The 25,386-nt window shown below is 69.8% G+C and carries 23 protein-coding genes, 2 pseudogenes and 1 riboswitch; of the genes and pseudogenes, 14 read left to right on the top strand and 11 right to left on the bottom strand.

The window, feature by feature from the left end; all coding sequences use genetic code 11:
• Window positions 1-50: 50 nt before the first annotated feature.
• The 5 genes and pseudogenes from metK to IF29_RS0133100 form a co-directional block, all read right to left on the bottom strand.
• Window positions 51-1,259, bottom strand: a complete 1,209-nt coding sequence (metK, locus tag IF29_RS0133115) for a methionine adenosyltransferase (RefSeq protein WP_030262878.1) — start codon at window positions 1,257-1,259, stop codon at window positions 51-53.
• 41 nt (window positions 1,260-1,300) lie between these two features.
• Window positions 1,301-2,011: a class I SAM-dependent methyltransferase gene (locus IF29_RS0133110; protein ID WP_051726345.1), complete on the bottom strand. Its 711-nt coding sequence runs from the start codon at window positions 2,009-2,011 to the stop codon at window positions 1,301-1,303.
• Between the two features lie 47 nt (window positions 2,012-2,058).
• A complete protein-coding gene (locus tag IF29_RS0133105) occupies window positions 2,059-2,859 on the bottom strand; it encodes a methyltransferase (RefSeq protein ID WP_232242703.1) in 801 nt (266 codons plus the stop codon).
• A 9-nt stretch (window positions 2,860-2,868) separates the two neighbouring features.
• Window positions 2,869-3,192 (bottom strand): annotated as a pseudogene (locus IF29_RS49105) (methyltransferase family protein); the annotation flags it as partial.
• Window positions 3,087-3,719, bottom strand: a complete 633-nt coding sequence (locus IF29_RS0133100) for a pyridoxamine 5'-phosphate oxidase family protein (protein WP_030262869.1) — start codon at window positions 3,717-3,719, stop codon at window positions 3,087-3,089. The gene IF29_RS0133100 and the pseudogene IF29_RS49105, both read right to left, overlap by 106 nt.
• A gap of 79 nt (window positions 3,720-3,798) precedes the next feature.
• Here IF29_RS0133100 and pdxR point away from each other — a divergent pair, with 79 nt between their 5' ends.
• The gene (gene pdxR / locus IF29_RS0133095; protein ID WP_030262868.1) at window positions 3,799-5,223 is read left to right on the top strand and encodes a MocR-like pyridoxine biosynthesis transcription factor PdxR; all 1,425 of its coding nucleotides are present in this window, start codon (window positions 3,799-3,801) and stop codon (window positions 5,221-5,223) included.
• 200 nt (window positions 5,224-5,423) lie between these two features.
• Window positions 5,424-6,647 (top strand): glycosyltransferase 87 family protein, encoded by a 1,224-nt coding sequence (locus IF29_RS42605; RefSeq protein ID WP_051726343.1) that lies wholly within the window; start codon window positions 5,424-5,426, stop codon window positions 6,645-6,647.
• A 7-nt stretch (window positions 6,648-6,654) separates the two neighbouring features.
• Here the strand turns inward: IF29_RS42605 and IF29_RS0133085 are convergent, their stop codons facing one another.
• Entirely contained in the window at window positions 6,655-10,185 is a 3,531-nt protein-coding gene (locus tag IF29_RS0133085) for an AfsR/SARP family transcriptional regulator (RefSeq protein WP_198037624.1), read from the bottom strand.
• Window positions 10,186-10,369: 184 nt separating this feature from the next.
• Between IF29_RS0133085 and IF29_RS0133080 the strand changes: the two genes are divergently transcribed.
• From IF29_RS0133080 to galE, 7 genes are all read left to right on the top strand, one after another.
• Window positions 10,370-11,728, top strand: a complete 1,359-nt coding sequence (locus IF29_RS0133080; protein WP_051726342.1) for a glycoside hydrolase family 18 protein — start codon at window positions 10,370-10,372, stop codon at window positions 11,726-11,728.
• Window positions 11,729-11,932: 204 nt separating this feature from the next.
• A riboswitch (cobalamin riboswitch) is annotated at window positions 11,933-12,074 on the top strand.
• Between the two features lie 314 nt (window positions 12,075-12,388).
• Entirely contained in the window at window positions 12,389-12,733 is a 345-nt protein-coding gene (locus IF29_RS42600; RefSeq protein WP_037597516.1) for a hypothetical protein, read from the top strand.
• A gap of 366 nt (window positions 12,734-13,099) precedes the next feature.
• Entirely contained in the window at window positions 13,100-13,330 is a 231-nt protein-coding gene (locus tag IF29_RS0133070; protein WP_051726341.1) for a CbtB domain-containing protein, read from the top strand.
• Between the two features lie 19 nt (window positions 13,331-13,349).
• The gene (locus IF29_RS0133065; RefSeq protein WP_030262854.1) at window positions 13,350-14,297 is read left to right on the top strand and encodes a CbtA family protein; all 948 of its coding nucleotides are present in this window, start codon (window positions 13,350-13,352) and stop codon (window positions 14,295-14,297) included.
• Window positions 14,298-14,423: 126 nt separating this feature from the next.
• Complete coding sequence (locus IF29_RS0133060; protein ID WP_030262851.1) at window positions 14,424-15,191, top strand: maleylpyruvate isomerase family mycothiol-dependent enzyme; 768 nt, start codon at window positions 14,424-14,426, stop codon at window positions 15,189-15,191.
• A 233-nt stretch (window positions 15,192-15,424) separates the two neighbouring features.
• Window positions 15,425-15,748, top strand: a complete 324-nt coding sequence (locus IF29_RS0133055; RefSeq protein WP_030262849.1) for a nuclear transport factor 2-like protein — start codon at window positions 15,425-15,427, stop codon at window positions 15,746-15,748.
• A 195-nt stretch (window positions 15,749-15,943) separates the two neighbouring features.
• Complete coding sequence (galE, locus tag IF29_RS0133050; RefSeq protein WP_030262846.1) at window positions 15,944-16,951, top strand: UDP-glucose 4-epimerase GalE; 1,008 nt, start codon at window positions 15,944-15,946, stop codon at window positions 16,949-16,951.
• A gap of 159 nt (window positions 16,952-17,110) precedes the next feature.
• Here the strand turns inward: galE and IF29_RS0133045 are convergent, their stop codons facing one another.
• Together IF29_RS0133045 and IF29_RS0133040 are read right to left on the bottom strand one after the other, a co-directional pair.
• Window positions 17,111-17,803: an aminoglycoside phosphotransferase gene (locus IF29_RS0133045; RefSeq protein ID WP_332262570.1), complete on the bottom strand. Its 693-nt coding sequence runs from the start codon at window positions 17,801-17,803 to the stop codon at window positions 17,111-17,113.
• A gap of 330 nt (window positions 17,804-18,133) precedes the next feature.
• Window positions 18,134-18,562: a hypothetical protein gene (locus IF29_RS0133040; RefSeq protein ID WP_157624044.1), complete on the bottom strand. Its 429-nt coding sequence runs from the start codon at window positions 18,560-18,562 to the stop codon at window positions 18,134-18,136.
• 233 nt (window positions 18,563-18,795) lie between these two features.
• Between IF29_RS0133040 and IF29_RS0133035 the strand changes: the two genes are divergently transcribed.
• Window positions 18,796-19,398, top strand: coding sequence for a sugar O-acetyltransferase (locus IF29_RS0133035; RefSeq protein ID WP_030262834.1), 603 nt, complete (start codon window positions 18,796-18,798; stop codon window positions 19,396-19,398).
• A gap of 85 nt (window positions 19,399-19,483) precedes the next feature.
• On the opposite strand, the gene IF29_RS44040 is transcribed toward IF29_RS0133035, so the two are convergent.
• Window positions 19,484-19,951, bottom strand: coding sequence for an STAS domain-containing protein (locus tag IF29_RS44040; RefSeq protein WP_051726339.1), 468 nt, complete (start codon window positions 19,949-19,951; stop codon window positions 19,484-19,486).
• 176 nt (window positions 19,952-20,127) lie between these two features.
• The gene (locus tag IF29_RS0133025; RefSeq protein WP_030262827.1) at window positions 20,128-21,072 is read right to left on the bottom strand and encodes an SMP-30/gluconolactonase/LRE family protein; all 945 of its coding nucleotides are present in this window, start codon (window positions 21,070-21,072) and stop codon (window positions 20,128-20,130) included.
• A gap of 106 nt (window positions 21,073-21,178) precedes the next feature.
• On the opposite strand from IF29_RS0133025, the gene IF29_RS0133020 reads away from it, so the two are divergent.
• Both IF29_RS0133020 and IF29_RS0133015 read left to right on the top strand, forming a co-directional pair.
• Window positions 21,179-21,631, top strand: a complete 453-nt coding sequence (locus tag IF29_RS0133020; RefSeq protein ID WP_030262824.1) for an Lrp/AsnC family transcriptional regulator — start codon at window positions 21,179-21,181, stop codon at window positions 21,629-21,631.
• Between the two features lie 58 nt (window positions 21,632-21,689).
• Complete coding sequence (locus IF29_RS0133015) at window positions 21,690-22,568, top strand: menaquinone biosynthetic enzyme MqnA/MqnD family protein (RefSeq protein WP_051726358.1); 879 nt, start codon at window positions 21,690-21,692, stop codon at window positions 22,566-22,568.
• Window positions 22,569-22,817: 249 nt separating this feature from the next.
• Here IF29_RS0133015 and IF29_RS0133010 read toward each other — a convergent pair whose 3' ends face one another.
• A complete protein-coding gene (locus IF29_RS0133010) occupies window positions 22,818-24,119 on the bottom strand; it encodes a glycosyltransferase (protein WP_030262819.1) in 1,302 nt (433 codons plus the stop codon).
• 107 nt (window positions 24,120-24,226) lie between these two features.
• On the opposite strand from IF29_RS0133010, the gene IF29_RS0133005 reads away from it, so the two are divergent.
• Both IF29_RS0133005 and IF29_RS42595 read left to right on the top strand, forming a co-directional pair.
• On the top strand, window positions 24,227-24,724 hold the full coding sequence (locus IF29_RS0133005; protein ID WP_084715347.1) for a MarR family winged helix-turn-helix transcriptional regulator: 498 nt from the start codon (window positions 24,227-24,229) through the stop codon (window positions 24,722-24,724).
• 272 nt (window positions 24,725-24,996) lie between these two features.
• Window positions 24,997-25,386, top strand: a pseudogene (locus tag IF29_RS42595) (hypothetical protein); the annotation flags it as partial.

The raw sequence follows: 25,386 nt of genomic DNA, 5'->3' as shown, positions 1-25,386 counted from the left end.
CGGGCTCCCTCCCTTCGGATTGCCTCGACGACCCGCCGTTCCGACCTGGATCAGTCCAGGCCCACGGCCTGGCGAAGCGCCTCCGCCTTGTCCGTGCGCTCCCAGGGAAGGTCGAGGTCCGGACGGCCGAAGTGTCCGTAGGCGGCCACCGGGCGGTACTTGACCTGACGCAGTCCCAGGCCCTGGATGATCCCGCCGGGACGCAGGTCGAACACCTCGTTGACGGCCTTGAGAATCGACTCCTCCGGGACCGTGTGCGTGCCGAAGGTCTCGAAGGAGACGGACAGCGGTCGGGCCATGCCGACGGCGTAGGCGACCTGGAGCTCGAAGCGGGAGGCCAGGCCTGCTGCGACCACGTTCTTGGCGACGTAGCGGCCCGCGTAGGCACCCGAGCGGTCCACCTTGGTGGCGTCCTTGCCGCTGAATGCCCCGCCACCGTGCCGGGCCGCGCCACCGTAGGTGTCGACCTGCAGCTTCCGGCCGGTCAGCCCGGTGTCGACGACCGGGCCGCCGACGATGAACGTCCCCGTGGTGTTGCTGTAGACCTTCGTGCGGTCGTCCAGCAGATCGGCCGGTATGACCGCCTCGATGACATGGGTGCGCAGGTCCTCGTGGACCTGCTTCTCGTCCACCGACTCGTCGTGCTGGGTCAGCACCAGGATCGTGTCGACCCGCAGCGGGCGGCCCTCGGAGTACTCGACGGTGACCTGGCTCTTGCCGTCGGGTCGCAGGTACGCCAGCGTGCCGTCCTTGCGGACCTGGGCCAGCCGCTGGGTGATGCGGTGCGCCAGGGAGATCGGCAGCGGCATCAGGTCGGGGGTCTCGTCGGCGGCGAAGCCCGTCATCATGCCCTGGTCCCCCGCGCCGATGGTCTCCACCCCGGCCGGCCCGCTCGTCTCGAAGTCGACGGCGTGGTCGATGGCACCGGAGATGTCGGGCGACTGCTGCACCAGGGAGACCAGGATCGACGAGTTCTTGCAGTCGAAGCCGAGCGCGGGGTCGGTGTAGCCGATGTCGCGGATGACCTCGCGCGCCACAGCCTCGTAGTCGACCTGCGCACGGCTCCTGATCTCTCCGAGCAGCATGGCGAACCCGCCCTTGACGACGGTCTCGCAGGCGACCCGGGCGTTCGGGTCCTGCGCCAGGTGCGCGTCGAGCACCGCGTCGGAGATCTGGTCCGCGATCTTGTCCGGGTGGCCCTCGGTCACCGACTCGGATGTGAAGAACAGTTGCTTGGCGCTGCTGAAGGTGGCACTCATGTTGGTGACGTCCTCGTCTCTCGGTGAAGTTGTCGCAGTGGTCAGGAGTTCGGTCGACCAGGCGCATGCCCGCCGAAGACCGCGAACTTGATGTACCGCCAGGTGCAGTCGACCCGGGTGAATCCGAGCTCGTCGAGCCACCGCAACTGGTCGACCAGCGGGGCGGGGCGGTCGTTGTGGCCGACGCGCTCACGCAACTGCAGGACCTCCTCCTCGGAGAAGTCCTTGGTGCGCAGCCAGTCCGCCCACGCGTCCTCGTTGAGCTCGGAGTCCTCGGGGCTCGACGAGAGCACGTACTCGCCCTGCCAGAAGCTGCCGCCCGGCGTGAGCGAGCCGAGGATCCGGGCATACTGAGTGCGCTTCTCCTCGTCGGTGCCGAGGTGGTGCAGGGCGAGTGTGGAGACGACCGCGTCGAACGGCCCCTCGGGCATGTCCTCGAACCTGCCCTCGACGAAGCTCGCCCGGGAGCCGAAGCGCTCAAGCCGCCGCTCGGCCGCAGCGATCATGTTCGAGGAGAGGTCCAGCAGCGTCACCTGCGAGTCGGGAAACCGCTCCAGCATGATCTCGGCGAGGACACCGCTTCCGCACCCCAGGTCGAGGATCCGGGCGCCACTCGGCACGCGGACCCGCGACACCAGTTCGCCCAACATCTCGTCGTAGCGGGTCTGATAGCGGCGGGCGAGCTGGTGCCATTCGTCGGCCTCGCCCTGGAAGACACGTTCGATGACCTGAATGCGGTCGTCTGTTCCCATTTTTCGGCAGCCAAATCTTTGAGGTGGGTCGGTGGTAGGAAAAAAAGTCAGGCGGGAAGGAGTTCGAGCAGGCTGTCCCTCGCACCCAGCGGAATCACCCGGGTCAGGCGGAACCCCGCCTCGGTGAAGAGCGAGCGGAACTCCTCCTCGGTGCGTTCCCGGCCGCTGCCGAACACGAGCATGTTGAGGTCGCTCAGGGCCCCGGGATGCGACGCGCAGCCCTCCGGGAGCACGACGTTCAGCACCAGCAGCGTCCCGTCCGCCCGGATCGCCTTGCGGCAGTTGCCCAGAATGGTGCGGCAGTCCTGGTCACCCCAGTCGTGCAGCACCCACTTGAGCAGGTAGAGGTCACCGTCGGACGGGACCTCACGGAAGAAGTCACCGCCGATCAGTTCGCCGCGTTCGGCCAAGGTGCGGTGGCCCTTCACGCGAGCGTTCTCGACCACATAGGGCAGATCGAAGAGGACACCGGTAGCTCGGGGGACGGCCGCCAGCACCGCGTCCAGGAAATCGCCCTCGTTCCCGCCCACATCCACGATGCGGGTGAAACGGGTGAGGTCGTATGCCTCCAGCACGGCCTGAAGGATGTTCTCCGTCAGGCCGGCCATTGCCCGGCCCAGGGTGCGGCCGGCCTCGGGATCGGCTTGGAAGAGCTGCCACGGGGTTTGCCCGACGGCGTACTCGAAGGACGACTCCCCGGTTCTGAGGGCGTAGGTCAGCTCGCCCCAGGCCCGGTGTCGGCTCTCGCCCAGCTCCACGAGAACGTGGGCGGCGAGCGAGCCGGCGACACCGGTGCGCAGGGTGCTGCCGACCGGGCTCAAGGCGAACCGGCCGGGTCCGGACTCCACCAGGACGCCGACAGTGACCAGAGCCCGCAGCAACCGGTGCAGCGAGGGAGGATGCGTCCTGGTCAGCTCGGCAAGTTCAGCAGCCGTATGCGTTCGGTCCGCGAGATGGTCGGCGATACCGAACTCAACGGCCGCGTGCACCGCCCGCGCCGCCCAGAGTCCCTGACACAGGTCCAGCAGGAGATCCGCCGACTGGCGGGAGTGCGTGGGAGCGGGGGCCTTTGAGGTCACTGCCTCGCCCTGAGGTGCTCGGGCACGGGGATTCCGTCCTCGAGCCGGGGGTCCGGCTGAAGCGGGCCCCAGATCTCGGTCCGCGGCAACACGCCTGCCCATACGGCCAGGGCGTAGTCCTCCTCCTCGTCCAGCGGGGCGCCCGTCCTGACCTTGACCGACGCCTCCGCCAGCGGAACGGCCAGCACGAGGGTCGCCGCCAGCTCCCTGGCGTTCGGCTGCCGGGTCGCCTCCCACTGGCCGGGGGCCAACTGGTCCGTGATCGCCCGGAGTCCGGCCAGTCGCTCGGCCGGGTCCTCCACCCTGCGCGCCTCGCCGTAGATCATCGCCGAGCGGTAGTTCATGGAGTGGTTGAAGACCGATCGGGCCAGGACCACTCCGTCCAGGTGCGTGACGGTCACACATACCTGGCCACCGGTGCGCAGCGACCGGGCGCCGCTCGAACCGTGCAGGTACAGGGTGTCCTCGATCCTCCCGTACCCCGTCGGGATCACCACGGGGCCGTCGTCGATGATTACCCCGAGGTGACAGACCATGCCGGCGTCCAGCACGGAGTAGAGATCGGTGCGGTCGGTCAGGCCTCGTTCCTTGGCGCGGTTCAACCTGGTCCGGTGAGTGGTGGAGAGCATGATCGATAAATTACGAGCAGCTCGATGAGGCGACCATACCCACTTCCCTCTGTTTGGTAGAGACCACTTGGAGAAGCACGTGCGCGACCACGCCGACCTGCCGATCGCCGTCGACCGGGAGTCGGAACTGCCCCTGAATGTGCAGGTTCGCGACCAACTGCACGAAGCGCTGCTGCGCGGCGCCGTGCGGGCCGGCGAGAGGCTCCCTTCGAGTCGGGTCCTCGCCCGGAAGCTGGGCGTCAGCCGGATCGTCGTCACCGAGGCGTACCAGCAGCTCACCGCTGAGGGCTGGCTGCGGGGCGAGCACGGCTCCGGCACCTTCGTCGCGGACGCCTCCGACCTTCCGAACCACCCACCCGTCAAGTCGGGACCCGGGGCGGTGACAGGCGCCTCCGCCATGCCTGTCCACCCGCCGGAGCCACCGCAGGAGGGCGTGGTCGACCTGCGCTCCGGGAAGCCATGGGTGTTCGGCTACGACGAGGCGGCCTGGCGTCGGGCCTGGCGGGCCGTGGGGACGCTGTCGCTGGCGGACGACTCGACCCCCTTCGGACTGATGCATCTGAGGATGCTGTTGGTCGACCATCTGCGCAGGTCGCGTGCCGTCCCGGCGCGGGTGGAGAACATCATGATCACCAGGGGAACCGGCCACGGACTCGACGTCCTCGCCGCCACCCTGGTCCGCAGCGGTGATCGCGTGGGCATCGAGGAACCCGGCTACCGGGTGGCCCGGAACATCATGGCCTCCCGCGGTGCCACCATCACGCCGATCCCCGTGGACGACCACGGGGTCCTGATCTCGGAGCTCCCCGACGACCTCACCGTCCTCTACACCACACCGGCCCATCAGTTCCCTCTCGGCGGCAGACTCCCGAGCGATCGCCGCCTACAGCTCATCGAGTGGGCCGCGCGGACCGGCACCGTCATCGTCGAGGACGACTACGACGCCGAGTTCCGCTACGACGTCGCGCCGCTCAACACGCTGTACGGCCACGCTCCCGAACACGTCGTACTCGTCGGCACGCTCTCGAAGTCGCTCAGCCCCGACGTGGGCCTGGGCTGGCTGATCGCCCCCAGCGAGCTGCTCCAGGCGGTCTCCCGTCGCCGCGAGGAACTGGGCGACCGCACCGCAGGTCCGGTCCAGCACGCGGTGGCGACCCTGCTGGAATCCGGCGACCTCGACCGACACCTCCACCGCATGCGTCTCGAATACGCACGGCGCAGAGCGGTCATCGTCGACCTGCTGGGAGACCGGGTCAGCGGTGACGCCGCCGGCCTGCACGTGATGCTCAAGCTCCCTGCGGACATCGCGCCCCTGATCGTGGCCGAAGCCCAGGCACGCGGCGTTCTGGTGGAGACGACAGAACGCCATCACCACGGGGAACCTCGCGTCCACGGACTGGTCCTCGGCTACGGTTCCGCGTCCGCAGCCGAGGTGAGGCGCGGCTGCGCGATCCTCGCCGAGGTCCTCAGGGGGACTCGGGCACTCAATTCCTGGCGGGAGTAGCAGTGTGACACGGTGGCCGGCGCCGGGGCGCAGGCCACCCCAGCACTGCGGCCGATCTCTGCACGTGGCGTCAGTGCACCGGCGTTGATGGTGCACAGGTGGTCCCGTCGTCCCGCCCCATCACTCCAACGACTGAAATGCCTGCTGGGCCGCCCGCGTCGAGGCAAGGAACGCGTGGGACGCCACTAGGGTTTCCCGGCATGGCCACCTCTGGACCGGCGACCTCGCCGCAGCGCGCCCGCACGACAGTCCTCCTGGTCGGGCTGGCTGCAGCGGCAGCGAAGGCCGCCATCGCGGCGACCACGCACGGAACCGATGACGTGCGAACCTTCATCCGATTCGCGCGGGTCATCGCCCACACCGGCCCGGTCGGTGTCTACGGCGTCCCAGGACTCACGCGCTACAACCACGGTCCGCTCACCGGAATCCTGCTCGCCGGCATGTCACGGCTGGCCGTCTACGGCGCTCCGATGCCGCTGCTCATTCGCCTCCCCGCGATCCTCGCCGACCTGCTGACCTGCCTGCTGGTGTTTGAACTCACCCGCACCAGGATGGGCGTCCGGCGGGCCCGCTGGTGCGGGACTGCGGTCGCGCTCAGCCCGGTACTGGTCGCCGTCTCCGGATTCCACGGGAACACCGACCCGGTCTTCGCGGCCCTCACCCTGCTCTCCGCCTGGTTGCTGACCCGGCGCCGGCTCCCGCTCCAGGCCGGGATCGCCCTCGGGCTGGCGCTGAGCATCAAGATCGTCCCGGTGGTGGCGGTCCCGGCCCTGCTGATCGCCGCCTTCCGCCTGGGCCGCGGCCACGGCTACCGCTTCGCCGTCGCCCTGGCCGCGACCCTCGCCGCCCTGTGGTCCGGGCCCATGCTGCGCTACCCGAAGCAGGTCCACGCCGACGTCCTCAGCTATGCGGGGATCTCATACCGGCCCTGGGGCCTGCCGCACCTCGCCGCTCTGATGGGCGTGCCGCTGCACTGGATCCATCTCTGGGTCGGTCCAGGACGCTTCTCCGTGGTCCTGCTCGCCGCAGCCACCGGCGCCTGGATCGCCTGGCGCAGGCCGCAGGAGGCCGGAGCAGCTGTGGGCCTGTCCCTGGCCGCGATGCTGCTGTTCAGCACCGCGAGCGCGGCCCAGTACCTGGCCTGGGCCGCAGCCGGGGTGCTGGTGGCCGAGTTCTGGAGCGGGCTGGCCTACAACCTCCTGGCGGGAGCGTTCCTCTCCGAGCTCTACGCCCGCTGGAGCAGCCACTGGTACTGGGACTTCGCCCGTGCCACACGCTGGACCCCGCTGGAGGTACAGGCCGGAGTCGCGGTCTGGGCCAGCCTCGCGGTCGCGCTGGCCCTCGGCATCCGAGCGGTGCTCCGGCGCCCCGCGACGGTGACAGTGACCGTGGCCGTGGACGTGGATGTGCCGGTTGCGGCATGAGCAGTTGTCAGGACCTGTGGACCGCCTCACCCCCGGCTGGACTGCTTCCGCCGATGTGTTCCGGCGGCGAGGCCGCCTTCGGCCCCGGGATCGGCGAGGTGCTGAGGTGTGTCGCCGACGAGAGGCGGCCCGCCCAGGCGTCCAACTGCGCCTGGGCCGCCGCTTCCAACCGGACTGAGCCGATGCGCTGGTGGAGGGCGACGGCTTCGCGAAGCAGGGCCTGTGCGGATGCGCGGTCCCCGGTCCGCTCCAGGCCGTGCGCGAGGCCCTCCGACGCGTGCGCCTGGCCGAGCAGGTCGTCCGCGGCGCGGGCGCAGGTCAGGGCATCGCGGTAGTCGGCGACGGCGTCGTGCACGGCACCGGTGTCGGCGGCCAGGTCGCCCTGGTACCGGTGGACGAGGCCCAGGCCCCCCTGGTCGCCCGTCGCCCGGTAGGCCGCAGCGGCCTCCCGCAGCATCGTTGCGGCGGCGGATGTGTCACCGGCGGCGTGGAGGATCCGCGCCAGTTCCGCCTTGGCCCGGGTTTCCAGCGGCGGGACCCGGTGCAGGCCCCATGCCACGGACTGCTCCAGGGCGCGTCGGGCTGAGGGCAGGTCACCCAAGGCGGCGAGGGCCTGTCCCAGGAAGATCTGGACGTGGGCTTCGTGGAACTGGGCTCCCAGGCTGTTATGCAGCGCCGCCGACTCGGTCAGGGTCCGGGTCGCGGAGACGATGTCCCCGGCGGCGAGGTGGAGTTGGCCGAGCTGGCCCAGCGCGGCGGCGACCCCGCTGGACAGGCCGAGGTCCCGGTACAGGGTGAGCGCGTCGTTCAGTGTTGCGGTCGCGGCGCGCAGGTCCGCGGTGGCCAGGTGGACCCTGCCGAGTTCGGTCAGGGCCGCGGCCTCGTTGACCCGGTGTCCCAGTGACCGGGCCAGGTTCAGCGCACGGCGCTGCAGGTCGGCCGCGGTGTGGACGTCCCCGGCGGCCCACTTGACCACGCCGAGGGCGGTGAGTGCGTCGAATTCGTTGAGCCGGTGCTCCAGTTCGCGAAAGCCGCCCAGTGCCTCGGTGAAGTGGGACGCCGCCGTCGGCAGGTCCCAGCGCGACCAGGCCAGGTTTCCCAGCGCCCATCGGACGTTCGCCTCGCCGAGGCGGTCGCCGAGGTCCTGGAAGATGCGCAGGGCCTGGTTGTCCAGGTCGGTCGCGGACGCCAGATCCCAGGCCAGGGACCGTGAACGGGCCAGCTCCCACAGGGCGTTCGCCTCCCCGTGCCGGTCGCCGGCCGCGCGGTGGGCGGTGAGGGACTGCTCCAGCTGGACGGCTGCGGCCCGGTGATCGCTGGTCAGATTGTGGACCCGGCCCAGTTCCCAGCGCATGGACGCCGCGCCGAGGTGGTCGCCGCGCTCGACCGCGGTCCGTACCGCGTCCTGGTGCAGCGCGACCACCTCGTCCCAAGGCCCTTCCTCCTGGAGGAACGCGGAGAGCGCGCAGCCGATCGGGACCGTCTGCGCGGGCCAGGCGCGCGCTGCGGCGATCAGGTTGGCCCGTTCGGCCCGCAGCCAGGACTGGGCCGCGGCCCGGTCCCCCAGCTGGGGACCGCCATCTGAGGCGACGTCAGACACCGGCCGGTCGCCGGCCGATGCTGCCGCCGGGCGGGTATGGCGGACGAAGAACCGGTCGGCGGCCACGGAGGTGCGCAGGTAATGGTCGGTCAGCCGGTCGAGGGCGGTTGCGTACTCCTTGACGGACCGTCCGTCGCTGTCGCCGAGCGTCCGGGCATGGATGCGCACGAGGTCATGGAACCGGTAGCGGCCGGACTCGTGCTGGAGCAGCAGATTGTGGTCCAGCAGGGATTCGAGCAGCCGATCGGCGATATCCCGGTCGCTGCCGGACAGGGCGGCTGCGGTGTGGACGTCGAAGTCCGCACCGGGGACGAGCCCCAGCAGCCGGAACAGGCGCTGTTCGGGCTCGGGCAGGGCGGCGTAGGAGGAGGCGAACACGGCGGCCAGGTCGCGGTCCTCGTCGCGGAGCCGGCCCAGTCGGGTGCCTTCGTCGCGAAGTTGCGCGACCAAGTCCGCGATCCGCAGGGCACGGTGGTAGCGCAGCCGTGCCGCGACGATCCGCACCGCCAGGGGCAGGAAGCCGCACAGGGCCATCAGTTCCACCGCGTCCGGATCGCGGGTGTCGATCCGACCGGGACCGGCCACCTTGTCCAGCAGGTCCAGCGCCTCTGCCTCGGACAGGGTGTCGAGCGAGACCCAGTGGGCCTCGTCCAGCCCGGTCAGCCGTCGCCGGCTGGTGGCCAGGACCAGGCAACCGGAGGTGCCCGGCAGCAGCGGACGTACCTGAGCGGCGCTCACCGCGTTGTCCAGGACGATCAGGGTCCGGGTCCCGGCGAGCAGGGCGCGGTAGAGCGCGGCGCGCTCCCCGGGGTCGCCCGAAATCCGGGTCGGCGCCACGTCCAACAGGCGCAGCAGGCGGGCCAGCGCGTCCGGTGCGGTCAGCGGCTCGGTTTCGGGATCGTGTCCGTGCAGGTCCAGGAACAACTGCCGGTCCGGATAGGACGGTCTCAGCCGGTGCGCGGCGTGGAGCGCGAGCGCGGTCTTGCCGATGCCGCCCATTCCGCCGATCAACGCGACCGCTGCGACCGCTGCTCCGCCGGTCCCGGACGACGGTGCGCCCGCGACCTCGACCAAGGTGCGGACCTCCGCTGCGCGACCGGTGAAATGTCGTGTCTCTGGCGGTAGTTGACTGTGCGTCATGCTCAATGGCCCGGCCGGTTCCGCGGGGGTCGCCGTCGGCGCCCGGAGGGCCGTCGGGTACTCGTCGGACAGGATCTGCTGGTGCAGCCTCCGCAGTGCGGGGCCCGGCTCGATGCCGTTGGTGGCGACCAGGGTGGCGCGGGCGTCCAGGTAGGCGGACAGTGCCTCGGCGCGCCGTCCGGCGCGTGCCAGTGCCGACATGAGCAGGCCGAGCGGCTGCTCGCGGAGCGGATGCCGCTGAACGATGTCGGCCAGTTCCGGGAGCAGCGATTCGGCGAGACCGAGCTGGAGTTCGGCCTCGATGCGGCGCTCCGTGATCCGCAGGCGCAGTTCCTCCAGGCGACTGTGCCAGGCGTCCTGGAGCAGGCGGCTGCCGATGTCGACCAGCGCGGTGTCGCGCCACAGGTCAAGGGCTCTGACCGCGTCGGTGCGTGCCTGCTCCCACTGCGCGCGGCCGAGGGCGGCTTCGCACCGAGCCGCCAGGGTCTGCGCGCACTGGTGGTCCAGTTCGCCCTCGTGGGTCCTGATCAGGTAGCCGGGGGCGCGGGTGATGATCCGGGCCCTGCCGTCGGTGCCCAGTGCGGTGCGCAGTCGTTGCGTGTAGGAGCGGACGGTGGCATACGAGCCGGGCGGCTGGGCACCGTCCCACAGGGCCTCGGCCAACTGCTCCACCGGAACGACCTGGTTGGGGCGCAGCAGCAGGGCCGCGAGCAGGACGCGTTGGCGGGCGGCCGGGACCGGGAGCTCTCGTCCGCGGTCGTCGTGGACCTGCAACCGTCCGAGAATGCCGAATCTCACGTCGCCGAGCCCCCACCGTCGACCCTGCTGGTCTAGACCCATGGTAGTAGCCAGGGGCGATGACGTCCGGCGCCACGGCGACGTCGTCGGCACGTCGGAACGGCGACCTACGGTGAACCCGACCGGGCACCGAAAGCTCGTCAACTCGTCAACTCGCCGACCGACAGCCCGTGGAGGGTCACCCATGCGCACATCCGGCTCAGCCGTCGCAGCCCACGACGCCGCCTCTCCCGCACCGCGCCGCAGGCACCGCCGACTGCTCGTCGCGGCTGCCGCCTCGGCGGCGCTGCTCGCTACGGTACCCGCAGCCGCGGAGGCCGGGACTCCCCGACCAGTCGCACAGCAGGGCAGCGACGGCGGCAAGCAGTTCGTGGGCTACTTCACCCAGTGGGGCATCACCTCCGGGTTCTACGAGAAGAACCTGATCACCAGCGGGGAGATCGGGAACCTCACCGAGCTCGACTACGCCTTCGGCGGCGTCGCCCCGGACGGCACCTGCACCAGCACCGACCCGTCGGCCGACTACCAACTGCCTTTCACCGCCGCACAGTCCGTGGACGGTCGTGCCGACCGCCCCGGACAGGCCCTGGCCGGGAACTTCAACCAGCTGCGCGAGCTCAAGGCCAAGTACCCGAAGCTGAAGATCGTGATGGCGATCGGTGGCTGGACCGGGTCCGGCCGGTTCTCTGCCCTGGCGCAGACCGCCGCCGGACGCCGCGCATTCGTCGCCTCGTGCATCGACCAGTACATCAGGGGCGACATCCCCGGCCTGCGTCCGCACGCTGCCGCCGGGATCTTCGACGGCCTGTCGGTCGACTGGGAGTATCCGGACCAGCCCGGCGCCGGCAACCCCTACAGCGCGCAGGACATCCCCGACTACACCGCGCTGCTGCAGGAGTTCCGCACCCAGCTCGACGCCGCGTCCGCCGGCACGGACCGGCACTACCTGCTGACCGCCGACACAGCGCCGTTTCCGCAGCTCGCCGGCCAGCTCCAGCTGGCACAACTGACCCAGTACGTCGACTGGCTCAACGTGATGACCTTCGACGTCTACGGAAGCCTGGAACCGAACGGCCCCACCGACTTCTCCTCGGGCCTGTACCCGGACCCGCGCGACCCGTACCCGCCGGTCTACCAGTTCGACATCGCCAACACGGTGACCTTCTACGAGTCGCAGGGCGTCGCACCCGGCAAGATCGCCATCTCCGTCCCGTACTACGCGCACTACTGGACCGGCGTCGCACCCGGCCCGAACGGGGACGGCCTGTTCCAGACGGCGACCGGCGGCGGCACGACCATGAACTACAACCAGGAGACCGGCGAACCGGGCACGACCTACTTCGACCCGGCGGCCGGCGAGCCGTACAAGTACGACGCGGCGTCACAGACCTTCTACAGCTACGACAGCCCCGCCTCCGTGGCCCTGAAGGGCCGGTACGTCTGGCAGCAGGGCCTGCGCGGCGCGATGGTCTGGTCGATGGACGGGGACACCGCTGACGGCCGGCTCACCGCGGCGCTCGGACGCAGCCTCCGCAATCCCTGACGCCGCCGTGCCCTCGGCGCGGGGCAGCACCGGCGGCGCGACGCCGGGCAGACGACGGAGTCGTCAGGACGGCCAGACCAGCCGGGCCAGGCGCGGGTCCTTGCGCTCGGGTGCGGGCCCGCCGTCGGCGGGCATACGGCCGGCCCCTGGCGCCCGTCCGACCACCGGGGTAGTGCCCGGGCGCGTGGATCCGTACGATGCAAACCTGGCTGTTGATCTGACGGCCTGACAATTTCATGCGTCCACGCGTGGGGGAAGCCGGTGGGAGTCCGGCGCTGACCTGCAACCGTGAGCGGCACGAGCCTGTGCCGCGAGCCGGGATACCCGCCGTGCGACGTGCACCGCTTCCCACTGTCACGGTCTGCAGCGTGGAGCCTGAACCCTCGCGGGTCCGCACGTCCCCCGCCGCCTCCACACGGAGCCCTCGGCGGGGTGCGGGGCACGTCGCAGTGGTTGTGGGGTCCTGGTGCCGACCCCATTCGAAGGGTCGTCCCCTCGTGCGTCGTACACCCTCCCGACGGACCGCCGTCGGCGCTGCCGCCCTCACGCCACCCACCGTCGGCGCCATTGCGGCACCTCACCCTGGACGAGACCGACGCGGGACACGCTCCACCGGCCTCAGGAGCTGAACCGCAGGGCACTTCCGGAGGAAGGGTGGGGATGTCAAGGCAACCGGAACCGGAGCGGATCTTCAGAGACGGTGAGGAACTGGTGCTGCTGACGGTCGAGCAGTACGAGTCACTGCGGGCCAGCCGTCGCCAGATCGGCGGCCAGGCCAACCGCGTGCGCAGACTGCGCCAGGACCTCGACGTGACCCGCGCCCTCCTCGATACAGCAGTGGTGCTGCTCGGGGAGCTGGACAGCTGTCCGGACGTGCGGCACCGCACCTGCGGCCACCGCGACCGCGCGGCCTCGCTGCGGGCCGTGTGCAGCCCGGGCCGGGGGCTCACGACCCGCAGCGAGGAACCGACGCCAGAAGGACGGGGCAGCGCGGAGCGGGATTGATCGGCCCGCTCGGACTCCCTCTGCCTACCGTGCCGTACCAGGGGGGGGAGGGGGCAGGGGCGCGATGAGCGGGGGTTCCATGCTCGCGGCCTCGCGGCCCGTGGCAGACGACCGTGCAGTTCACCGTGGGTCTGCGGCGACAGCCGGAGTGAGCGGCGTCACCGGCCCCGCCGGTACCCGCTCATTGTGAAGACGGCATAAGAACTCCTACACTTGCGCACTGTATGACGGTGTACGGAAGTCGGTGGGAATCCGACGCGGTAGCGCCACTGTGAACCACCCCGGCAAGGGGCTGGTCAGCCAGATACGTCTCCGTCATGACGCTCCAACAACAACGAGGGACGCCCCATCCCCGAGGAGGACTTCATGTCGTCTGCCGTCCACGGCTCCACCCCGCTGCCCGGAATCACGGTCTCGCCCGAGGCGATCTCGCGCGGCCGGGTCGCCGTCATCCTGAGCCTGACCGTCCTGGTCGCCCTGGGCCTGTACTACTTCGTCGGTGTCGACGAGGGCATGGCCTCGGTGTTCGGCAAGACCATGGTGATCCACGAGTGGGTGCACGACTCGCGCCACTTCCTCGGCTTCCCCTGCCACTGACGGGAAACCGACACCCACCATGGAAATCAGAACCATCCTCCGCGGCGCGCTCGCGGGAGGACTCGCAGGCGTGCTCGCATTCGCCTTCTCACGCATCTTCGCCGAACCCCTCATCAACAAGGCCATCGACTACGAGTCCGGCCGCGACGACGTCCTGTCCGCGATGAACAAGGCCGCAGGCCGCACCGTCGCCCCGGACGGGCCGGAGATCTTCTCCCGTTCCATCCAGTCCACCGTGGGCATCGCCACCGGTCTGATCGCCTTCTCGGTCGGCATGGGCCTGCTCATCGCCGTGGCCTACACGGTCATGCACGGCCGGTTCCAGGTACGCCCGCGCAACCTGGTCTGGGGCATCGCCGCCTTCGGATTCCTGGGCGTCTTCCTACTGCCGTACGTGAAGTACCCGGCCAACCCGCCGGCCATCGGCCACACCTTCACCATCACCACCCGCGGACACCTCTACCTGGCCATGGTGTGCTGCTCGCTCCTGCTGCTCGCCCTGGCCGTCCACCTGGCGCGGGTGCTCTCCCGGCGCTACTCGATGACCACCTCGGTGGTGCTCTCGGCAGTGGCGTTCCTCGTCCTGTACGGCACGCTGATCGAGCTGCTGCCCTCGCTCGGCCACCTGTCCGCGAACGTGGCCGCGGCCGACCAGTTCGGATACGGCCGCGCCGCCACCGAGACCCCGCAACCGATCGTCAACATCCTCACCCACGCACTGACCGTCGACGGGAAGACGTACCAGCCCGGGCAGATCGTCTACCCCGGCTTCGACGCGGACGTGCTGTGGAAGTTCCGCTGGTACTCGCTGCTCAACCAACTGCTCCTGTGGACGACCATCGCCCTGACCTTCGGCGCACTGCTGGAAAGGTTCCTCACCGGCCGCCCGCTCCTGAAGCGGCAACAGCCCACCCCACCCAGAACCCCGGAGCCCGCCGAGTCCCCAACCCCCGCCCCCGCCGCGTAGCGACCGACCCGGGCAGGGCTGACGGTGCGGCAGCGCGTCCTTGATTACAGTGGATCCAGTACCCACGCGGTAGGCCGGTACGCACCTCATCCGGCTCGGACCGAGCCGGCAACTGATCGGAAGCCCATGCCTGACCTGGATACCTGGATCTCGGCAGTACGCAGCTCGCAGAACCGCTTCGCCGCCCTGCTGGCACCGCTCGACGCCGCGAAGGTGCAGCACCCGTCCTACGCCGACGACTGGTCCATCGCCCAGGTCGCCTCGCACCTGGGCAGCCAGTCCGAGATCTTCGACCTGGCCCTGGACGCGGGCCTGAACGGCACCCCGACCCCGGGCATGGAGCAGTTCCAGCCGCTGTGGGACGCCTGGAACAGCAGGTCCCCGGAGGCCCAGGTGGCCGACAGCGTGAAGGCCAACGAGGCCCTCGTCTCCCGGATCGAGGGCCTGTCCGGTGACGACCGGGCCAGGTTCCGGGTGTCCCTGTTCGGCCGGGACATCGACCTGGCCGCCCTGCTGGCCATGCGCCTGGGCGAGCACGCGCTGCACACCTGGGACATCGCCGTTGTCCTGGACCCCTCGGCCGTGGTGTCCCCTGACGCGGTCCACCTGCTGATCGACGTCCTGCCCGGCACCGCGGCGCGGGCCGGCCGGGCCGCTGCCGAACCCCGGGTCCTCGCAGTCGAGACGGCCGACCCGCAGCGCCGCTTCACCCTCACCACCGGGCCCGACGTCGAACTCGCCGCCGCCCCGGACGGCGGGCCGGTGGACCTGGTCCTGCCCGCCGAGGAACTGCTGCGGCTCGTCTACGGGCGACTGGACCAGGAGCAGACCTCCGCGGAACTCCCCGGCCACGAGGTGGTCCCCGAACTGCTGCAGGTGTTCCCGGGCTTCTGACCCTGCCGCCCGGTCAGCCCACCGCTCCGCCCTCATCGGCCGACGGCCGAACGGTTGCGGCTGGCCGTGCGGCTGGCCGGGTACGCCCGCCTTCCAGGGGTTTCGTAGACGTGTTGGTGCCGCCCGTGGATGCGGACCGTGGCACCATATCCGCGTGGTTACTTACAGCTAGTTTCCGTTTCCTTGCGTAACCATCCACTGGCAGTCGACCCCCACTCCCCAGGAGCCTCGCCGTGACCATCGCTACCAACCGGCTCTCCGACCCCACGGTCCGCGCCCTGGTGACCGCGATCAACGACAACGACCGCGCAGCCTTCCTCGCGCTGCTCGCCGAGGGCGCGACCATGTCCGACGACGGATCAGACCGCGACCTCGAACAGTGGATCGACAAGGAGATCTTCTCCTCCCGCGGCCACATGGAGGTGCAGACCGAGAGCGACGGAGGGCGCGCGCTGATCGCGAACTTCCGCAATGAGACCTGGGGTGAGATGCGCACTGCCTGGAGGTTCACGGTCGACGGCGGCAAGGTGAGCCGCTTCGAGACCGGGCAGGCATAACGGGCTCGCTGCCGTTCGCGGAGCCAGCAGCCCGGCCGCATCACTGGCCATAGGCGTCAAACTGGTGGAGTCCGCCCAGCCAAGGCGGCGGGCCCTACGGGCCCCCACCCGCAGCCGCGGTGGGAATGAGCGGTTCGATGCACTGAAGTGGCGGCGATGGATCGTGCATCACCGGGGTGGGAGAGAATCCTGGGCATGAACAAGATCTTGATCACCGGCGGTGCCGGTTTCATCGGCAGTACAGTCGCCTCTGCCCTCACCGATCAGGGGATCACCCCGGTCATCCTCGACGACTTCTCCAAGGGACGCCGCGAGTTCGTCGTGGACCGCGTGTTCTACGAAGGGGACATCGCCGACCAGGCACTGATCGACCGGGTCTTCACCGAGCACCCCGACATCGACGCCGCCCTGCACTGCGCGGCGAAGATCGTCGTTCCCGAGTCTGTCGCGCAGCCGCTGCACTACTACCGCGAGAACGTCGCCAAGACCGTCGACCTCCTGGACGGCCTTGAGCGCAACGGCTGCCGGCGCGTGGTCTTCAGCAGCTCCGCCTCCATCTACGCACCGACGCTCGACGCCCGTGTCGACGAGTCGTCACCGGTGGCCGCCGCGAGCCCCTACGCGCGCACCAAGCAGATGATGGAGCAGGTCCTGCACGACTGGAGCACCGCATCCCCGGTGCGGGTCATCGCGCTGCGGTACTTCAACCCCATCGGAGCCGACCCGAAGCTGCGGACCGGACTGCAGGACCTGAACCCGACGCACGCCCTCGGTAAACTCATCGAGGCGCACACCCAAGGCACCCCGTTCACGATCACCGGAGTGGACTGGGCCACGCGCGACGGCAGCGGGATCCGCGACTACATCCACATCTGGGACCTCGCCCGGGCCCACGTCGCCGCCCTCACCCGCTTCGACGAGGTAGTCAGGCCCGATGCTGACGACCGCTACCGGGTCATCAACATCGGCACCGGTCAGGGCACCACCGTCCGCGAACTGGTGTCCGCCTTCGAGGACGCCGTGGGACAGAACCTCGCTGTCCGCGAGGCCGAACCTCGCCCCGGCGACGTCATCGGCTGCTACACCGCCAGCGACAACGCCCACCGACTCCTCGGCTGGACCGCGCAGCACACCATCAACGACGGTGTCCGCGACGCACTGGCCTGGCGCGCGAAGTGGGCAGCCCAACTCGCCGCCGGCTGACAGTCGGGAACCCGGCGAAGTCACCATCGCACGCCGACACGACCCACCCAACAGAGTGCAGCAGGGCAGGTCGCCCCACTCGAGGCCGGATGACGAAGACCACATCCTGGCCAGAGCCGATCCCGAACGCCCACCCTCGGTCCCTTTGGCCGGGCTCGCTCAGTCGCTCTGGCGGGCGAAGTCTCCGAAGATGCGGGTGGCCCGGTCGTAGCGGTCACGTTCGTCGGCGAGGCCGCGGGAAGCGTCCGCGGGACCGCAGCGCAGCCGCTCGTTGGTGGTCGCCAGCCGGTAGATGACGGCACGGGCGACGTGTTGGGCAAAGTAGGGCCCGCTGATGGCCGCTGCCGCGCGCAGCAGGGGCAGTCCGGCTCCGTGCCAGATGATCGCGTCGCCCACCACGACGGCCTCTGCGAAGGCGGTCGGACGCCAGTAGGGCGACAAGTCGATCACGGCCGGGGGCAGACCCGGGGCGAACAGCACATTGCCCGTCAAGTCGCCGTGGACCAACTGGGGTTCCTCGGGCGGCGGTGGTCCTGCCAGGGACCTCAAGCGCTGGTGGAGTCCGTCGAGCGGTGGGGTGAAGTCGGCGTCGCGTTCACCCCAGGCCACCTGGTCGCCGATGTCCCACCAGGTGCAGCGGTTGTCCAGGAAGCCCGGGCGTGGACGGCCCGCGAGCGCCTTGTGGAAGGCGCGGCCGGCCTCGATGATGTCGAGCCAGCGGGGAGTTGAGCCGTGGTCGGGTTCCGCGCCCGGAACGAACTGCGAGGCCGTCCAGCCCCCGTTGGTCCAGGAGCCCTCGGTGGTGCGCAGGGGGCGGGGTACCCGAAAGCCGGCCTCTTCGATGGTGGCCAAGGTCTCCGCCGCCCACTGCGTCAAGCGCAGGTCGGGTTCGGCGGGTTTGAGGACGGCCTCCCCGACGCGGAAGCTTCCTCCTTGACCACCGCTCAGACGGACCGCGTCGCCCATCAACCCGAATGCCGCCAGCACGGCTGGCCCTGGGACATCCACGGGGTGTCGCCTTCCCTCGTCGATCATGTTGAAGGCACCGTAGCGACGGCGAACCGGTAGGGGCCAGCGCTTAAGCGCACCCCGCCCATGGGCCCGAGGAAACAAGGGGATTGTGCAGCCAGCAGACGACGCACCAGGCCCTGGGAGAGCTGAGCCGGACCTCGTTTCCGGCTGTCACCCGGCTCCGGTGTACTGCAGGATGCGCTCAATATCCCAGGCGTGGTGGTGCCCATCATGGGCGTTGTTGCGCGCGACATCCTCGGCACGCTGCACTCCGCGGGTGGCATGCCGCAGGACAATCCCGCCTTCGAGGGCGGCAGTGATCGAGGCCACCCATGCACTGACCGCGTGTTCCAGCGACCACAGGGCGGCGGCCGGGGCGATCTCGTTGTAGTGACGGGCCCGAGCGATCAGGTCCGGATCGTAGCCCGGCACATCGACCGCCCCGGACAGCCGGGCCCCAGCCAGCCGTTCAGCCCAGTTCCGGAGGTTGTCGGTGACGTGGCTGATGTAGGCCGCGGGCGTCCAGGCCAGATCCGGGTGCCGCTCGTGCCCCGAGTGCCCTGCAAGAAGTAGGCGGAAGCGCGTCGGAAGCTCCTCCACGGCCTGAATCGCCGCTGGCGGAGTCAGCGACCACGCAAAGCCGCAGTGCTCACACGGATCCCCGTACAACCTTGCGCCCCATGGCTCCATGGACCTCGACCCTACCCAGGCACATGAGATCGGAAAGGACCCGTGGTGTCGTCGCGGCGCACGTAGGCTCTTGATGCACGCGGCCGGTGGGGAGCGCATCGCGCCTGTGCTCGAACGGTTTGCCGAACGGAGGGCGTTCAGCTGTGTCGCAAGCTCATGAGGAAGAAGTCCTGGCCCGGATCGGAAAGGGGCTCGTCTACACCGAGTCGGAGGCGGCCTTCCAGGCCCCTCTGCGCCGCACGGAGCAGATCTTCGAGTACAACCACACGCCGCCGGGCGAAGCGGACCGGCGTCGATCGCTGCTCATGGCGATCCTCGGATCAGTCGGAGAACGCACGGTGCTGCTGCCGCCGTTCCACGCCGGGTTCGGAAGCAACGTCCACATCGGTGACGACTTCTTCGGCAACGTGAACCTCACCTTCGTCGACGACGTGGACATCCGCATAGGCAACGACGTCATGATCGCGCCCAGCGTGACACTGACCACGACGGGTCACCCGGTGCATCCCTCACGGCGCGTGGACTTCGGGCGGTTCTCGGAACCGATCGTGATCGAGGACAAGGTCTGGATCGGCGGCAACGTGGTCGTCCTGCCGGGTGTGCGGATCGGTTACGGGTCGGTCATCGGCGCCGGCAGCGTGGTCAGCCGCGACATCCCGGCCATGACCGTCGCGGTGGGAACTCCCTGCCGGGTGCTCCGCCCCATCACGGACGAGGACCTCACCACCCGCACCGCCGAAGGCTAGCGGCGTGTTCTCCTCCTCGACGCGGTCCGAACTCCCCGCCGGGGGCGGGGACCGGGCCCACCCTCGGCGACCCCGCCCCACAGGATCACGTCGCCGCCCCAGGCGGGGCGGGCACGGTCCGTCCCTGCTCTCCGGCCCCCGGTCCACTCGTCTGGACCCCACCTCCGCCGGAATCCCTCGCACCGCCGCAACCCCCCTCCATCGGTGCGCGACCGCCGAGGCTGTCGAGCACGGCCAGGGGCACCGTGTCGTACACCGCAGTGTGCGCCACGCCCATCCGGTCCAGTAGACGGCGCTGGGTAGGAGTCGGGGCCACGATGCGCACATCGACGCCGCGGTCCTGGCCACGCCCGCATGCGCGGGCGATGACGGCCAGTCCGGGGGAATCGATGAACTGTACCGGCGAGAGATCCAGCACGAGCCCGGTCGGAGGCAACCGGTCCCAGACCCGCTCGCCCAAGGTCGCGTCGACCTCGGCGGCACGTACGCCGTCGACCTCCGGGGGAAAGGCGACGATGACGCATCCGCCCATCGATTGGATCCGCAGTGCCATGTTCCTCTCCCATCAGCGCGACTGGCGGCGGAGGCGAACCGCCGGCAATCGGGCGGCGCGGCTCTATCGAACCAAGCCTCGTACACATCACGCGGTGAATGTCCTGCGATTGCAGGACATTCACCCGACCGAGCAGAACCTGACCCGTGATGTGACCGACTTCCGGAACCGACCGGTCAGAGCCAGGGGCGACGGCCCGGTCCGGTCGGGTGCGTGCCGGTGACCGCCATGACCACCGAGTAGAGGCTGGTCTCTGCGGCAATGAAGAGACGGTTGCGCTTGGCGCCGCCCCAGGAGATGTTGGCGACTGCCTCGGGGATGTTGAGGCGCCCGATCAGCGTGCCGTCGGGGTCGTAGCAGTGCACACCGTCGCCCATCGCGGCAGCCCAGAGCCGACCGCCCTCGTCGAAGCGGAGATTGTCGAAGCGGGCGCCCTCGCGGGCCGCCGCTTCAGCGAAGACCTTCCCCTCGGACAGCGTCCCGTCCTCGTGCACGTCGAAGACCCGGATGGCGCCCGCCCGGGTGTCGGAGACGAACAGCTGCTGCTCGTCGTGCGAGAAGACCAGGCCGTTCGGGGCGCCGAAACCATCGGCGACCAGCCGCACTTCGCCGGTGACCGGATCGATGCGGTAGACGTTGTTGGAGCCGATCTCGCTCAGCGCACGGTAGCCCTCGTAGTCGCTGTTGATGCCGAAGTCCGGGTCGGAGAACCAGATCGAGCCGTCGGCCTTGACCGCCGCATCGTTCGGGCTGTTCAGCCGCTTGCCCTTCCAACGGTCCGCCAGGACGGTGACCGTGCCGTCGTGTTCGGTCCGGGTCACTCGACGGTTGCCCTGCTCGCAGGTGATCAGCCGGCCCTGACGGTCCAGAGTGTTGCCGTTGGTGTGCCCGGCGGAGCGGCGGAAGACACTGACGGCACCGGTCTCCTCGTCCCAGCGCAGCATCCGGTCGTTGGGGATGTCGCTCCAGACCACCTGCCGCCAGGCAGGCAGGTAGATCGGCCCCTCGGCCCACCGGCAGCCGGTGTACAAGACCTCCAGCGCCTTGTCGCCGTTCATGCACTTCCCGGTGCGGAACCGCTCGTCGAACATCTCGTACAGCCCGGGGCCCTCGCCGGTCATGAGGCTTTCCTCTCCTGCGGACGTCACATACTGAATGTGCTTTGGTTCGAGACGATGATTGCAGGATGAGATATGGTCATTGCAAGAGAATTCCGAACGGAGAGTCGTGGATCACATCGATCGCGTCCTGCTGGCGCAGCTCCAGCAGGACGCCACCCAGTCCTATGCCGCGCTGGGCCAGGCCGCCGGCCTCTCGGCCGGCGCCGCCCACGAACGCGTGCGCAAGCTGCGGGAGAGCGGCGTCATCCGGCGCACCACCGTCGACACGGACCCGGCCGCGCTGGGCGGCGCCGTCCTGGCCTATGTGATGGTCGACTCGTCCAGCTGGATGGGTGATACCGCCCAGGACTTCGCCGCGCTCCCGGAGATCCTGGAGGCGCACATCATCGCCGGCAGCGCCTCGGTGCTGGTGAAGGTCAGGACCGCATCCACCGAGCAACTGCAGGATGTGCTGCGCCGGATCTACGCCATCGAAGGGGTCAGCGGGACGCAGGCCACCGTGGTCCTTGAGACCTTCTTCGAGCGCCCGCTCTCCCCGCAGACCCCCGAGCAGACGTGATCAGGGGCAAGCGTCCGCAGTGCGGTTCGGTGCCGGCTCGGAGGGCTAGCCTGTGGACGTGAACGATGCACACGCAGCCCGCGGCCCGCAGGAGCCGGAGAAGCGCCCCCGGGTGGGGCACATCCAGTTCCTCAACTGCCTGCCGATCTACTGGGGGCTGGCCCGCACCGGCACCCTGCTGGACCTGGAGTTGACCAAGGACACTCCGGACCGGCTGAGCCGTCTGCTGGTCGACGGGGCCCTGGACATCGGGCCGATCGCATGCATGGAGTACCTCAAGCACGCCGACGAGTTGGTGCTGCTCCCGGACATCGCGGTGGGCAGCGACGGCGCGGTGACCTCCTGCCTGATCGTCAGCCAGGTCCCGCTGCATGAGCTGGACGGGCGCCGGGTCGCCCTGGGCTCCACCTCGCGCTCGTCGGTACGCCTGGCCCGACTCCTGCTGGAGGAGCGCGAAGGGGTCCGCCCCCAGTACTTCACCTGCCCGCCGGACCTGCCGGTGATGATGCAGGACGCGGATGCCGCGGTCGTGATCGGCGACGTGGCGCTGCGCGCCTACCTGCACCAGGCCGAGGAGCTGGGACTGCTGGTGTACGACCTGGGCGAGATGTGGAAGGCGTGGACCGGCCTGCCGTTCGTGTTCGCGGCCTGGGCGGTCCGCAAGGACTACCTGGAGCGGAACCCCCGGCTGGTGCGCGAGGTGCACCAGGCCTTCCTGGAGTCCCGGGACCTCTCGATGGCCGAGGTCGACAAGGTCTGCGAGCAGGCCGCCCGGTGGGAGGCGTTCGACGAGCAGGCGCTGCGCCGCTACTACACCGAGGCCCTGGACTTCTCCTTCGGCGAACGCCAACTGGCGGGTGTCCGCGAGTTCGCCCGCAGGGTCGCCCCGGACTCCGGATTCGATCCCGGGCTGGAGATCACGGTCCTCCAGCCGTAGCGCCCGCCCCGGTCCACGGTGCTGAAGCAGAGAGGCGGCCTGAGACTTCGTCCTGGACCCGCCCGCGTCTCATCCCGCGCCGTAGTCTCTCCTTGGGGAAGAGGACCACCGGGGACAAGCCAGCAGCAGTCTCGTCTTCCTCTACCTTGTTCCCGCCATGCGCGTCGGCATGATCTTCTTCCCCACCGACCTCGAAGGCGAGAAGCTCACCCCCATCGGCCGCCTGCACCACCTCTTCGCCATCGCGCATCATGTGCTCAGCTTCACGGCCCTACCCGCAGCCGGCTCGACCGGTCCGAGCGCGGCCGTCTCGATGATGGCGTCGGCTGCCCGGCCGGGGCCGTCAACGGCGTCGTAGAGGCGTTTGATCCGGGCAGCGGCCTGCCGATAGCTGTCGTGGCCGAGGAGTTGCCGGGCCAGTGCCGCGAGCTTGGGGCCCGCGCAGTCGCGCGGGGCGATGCGGCGAGCGGCGCCGAGGCGTTCGAGCAGAGCGACGTTGAGGTCCTGCTCGAGCTGCAGAGGGATGCCGAGGACGGGCGTTCCCGAGGCCATCGCCGTCTGCACGCTGCCCTGCCCGCCCGTGACGACCGCCAGGTCCACCCGGGGCATCACCAGATGGCTGGGCAGGACCGAGTCGACCATGACCTGGCCGACGCCGTCGCCGCTGTCGCTGTCGCGTCCGTCGAGGTCGGCGAGGTCGGCGAGGTCGTGGACAATCCCCGCCACCAGGATGCGGACGCCGAGCCCGCGCAGTCCGGCCACCGTGCGACGGATCAGATCAGGTCCGGTGGAAGTGAGCGCGACGTAGACCACCGGGCCCGGCCCGTCGAGGAATTGCTCGACCCGGGCCGGCAGCGGCAGGTCCAAGTGGGCATAGAGCGGGCCGGTGTACCGCAGGGAGGCGCCCTGCCGGTAGGCGGCCTTGCCCCGCGGGCTCCATGCCTCGAGTTCCTGTGCAGGGATTCCGACAACCTCGGGGATCTCCGGAACCAGCGTCACGTCTCCCATCAGCAGCGCGGGCAGGCTGGGCACGCCCTCGACGCCCAACTCCGCTGCGATCCGCTGGAACCCGGAGCAGTAGTAGCGCAGTCGTGGGAGCCGACGGTTGATGATCCGGCGCAGCACTGACCTGGGAACAACGCGCAGCGCGCCCTGCACCTGGCTCGGCGCGGGCAGCAGACCGCGCTCAAACACCGGCGGCACCCAGCTGCCCGCGTGCTCGGTGACCAGCCGGGTGCCGGTCAGCCTGGTCGACAGCAGGGCGGTCAGCGTGAAACCGGTGACCGCGACGGTGACGCCGTGGGTCCGGAAGTACTCCGCCTCTGCCTGGACGTAGGAACGCATCTCGTCGTCGGTGTACATGCTCTGGTCCACCGGGCCCAGGCCGACGGCGGAGCGGACGAACTCGGTGCCCCGTTCCCGGTTCATCGGCGTCCCGATCACGTCGTAGTCGATGCCCGCGGCGCGCAGCAGCCCCTCGTGGACACCACCGTGGGTCGCCACCCGGACCGAGGCCCCACGGGCGCGTAGTGCCCGGGTCAACTCGATCATGCGACTGGTCTCCGACAGGTACGCGCAATGGACCAACATGCAGATCACGGCCACACCCCTCAACTTAGGCAATATATTGCACAACCTGATTAGGTAATATATTGCTCATGACTCCAGCAGGGAAGTCCGTGTTCGGCATCGGCCCTGATTCATCACTCGATCCGGCGGTGCGAGCCTTCCGCGCCCTGCTGCTCGCAGGGCAGCGATTGCGCTACCTCATGGACGACCGGCTTCGCGCCGACGGGCTGACGACCCAACAGGCCGCGCTGCTCACAGCAGTGACCGCCCTGGGCCAGCCCTCGCTCCGCGAGGCCGCCGAGGCCATGGGCACCACCCACCAGAACGCGGCCCAGGTGGTCGCCGCCCTGGTCCGTAAGGAGCTCCTGCGCGTCGAGCCCGACCCCGCCGACGGCCGACGTCGGCGGCTGATCGCCACCGAGACCAACGACCGGTACTGGCGCACCCGCGATGCCGCGGACCACGCGGCGGTGGCCTCATGGTTCTCCTCGTTGAGCGGCCAGGAGATCGAAACCCTGGCCTCGCTGGCCGAACGCCTGCTGCCCGGCCTCACCGACGCCCACGGGGACGCCGCCCGCAGCAGGTAGCGACCGGATTCGGAAGCGTTCACCAGTGAGACGAAGCAGACATGACGCTTCGCACACGTCCCCTCTCGAACGCACCCGCCGCAGCACCACCCGGCTCTCGCGCAGGGACTGGTCAGCGGCTGCGGCCGGCTCGCCGCGGCCATCGACAGCCTCGCAACGCTCAAGGCTGCCCTGGCTGCTGGTTCAGGGAACTCCCATTTCCGCCCCAGGCCTGGCACATGCTGGACATACAGACTCTCTGTACGGGTCGTCGCAGAGGGGATTTTCTGATCATGAGTGGCTTCGAGGACAGCGGCGCTGCGCACGGCGGGCCCGCGAGTGGTGATCAGCCGGCGAGCGAGCCGGACCCCGCCCTCGCGCAGCCGACGCCGCCCGTGCCGGTGGATCAGTCCGGTCCGCGGGGGTTCTTCACCCGCAAGCGGAACATCGCGGTCGTCGCCGGGGCGGCGGTGCTCGCGGTGGGCGGCGGGATCATCATCGGCGTGGTGGTCACCTCAGGTTCGTCGAACACCACGGCCAGTGCCCCTTCGGGGTTCAAGGGCGGCAAGGGCCGTGGGGCCCTCGGTGCGGGTGAGTCGGGATCCAATGCCCGTTCCGTCAACGAGCCCGGAGGCACCTCGGGCACGGTCAGCAGCGTGTCCGGGACAGGGTTCACCGTGACG

The organism is Streptacidiphilus jeojiense, from assembly GCF_000719095.1.
Taxonomy (GTDB): Bacteria; Actinomycetota; Actinomycetes; order Streptomycetales; family Streptomycetaceae; genus Streptacidiphilus; species Streptacidiphilus jeojiensis.
The sequence above is the reverse complement of the archived record's forward strand: the minus strand, read 5'-3'. Positions and strand labels throughout refer to the sequence as shown.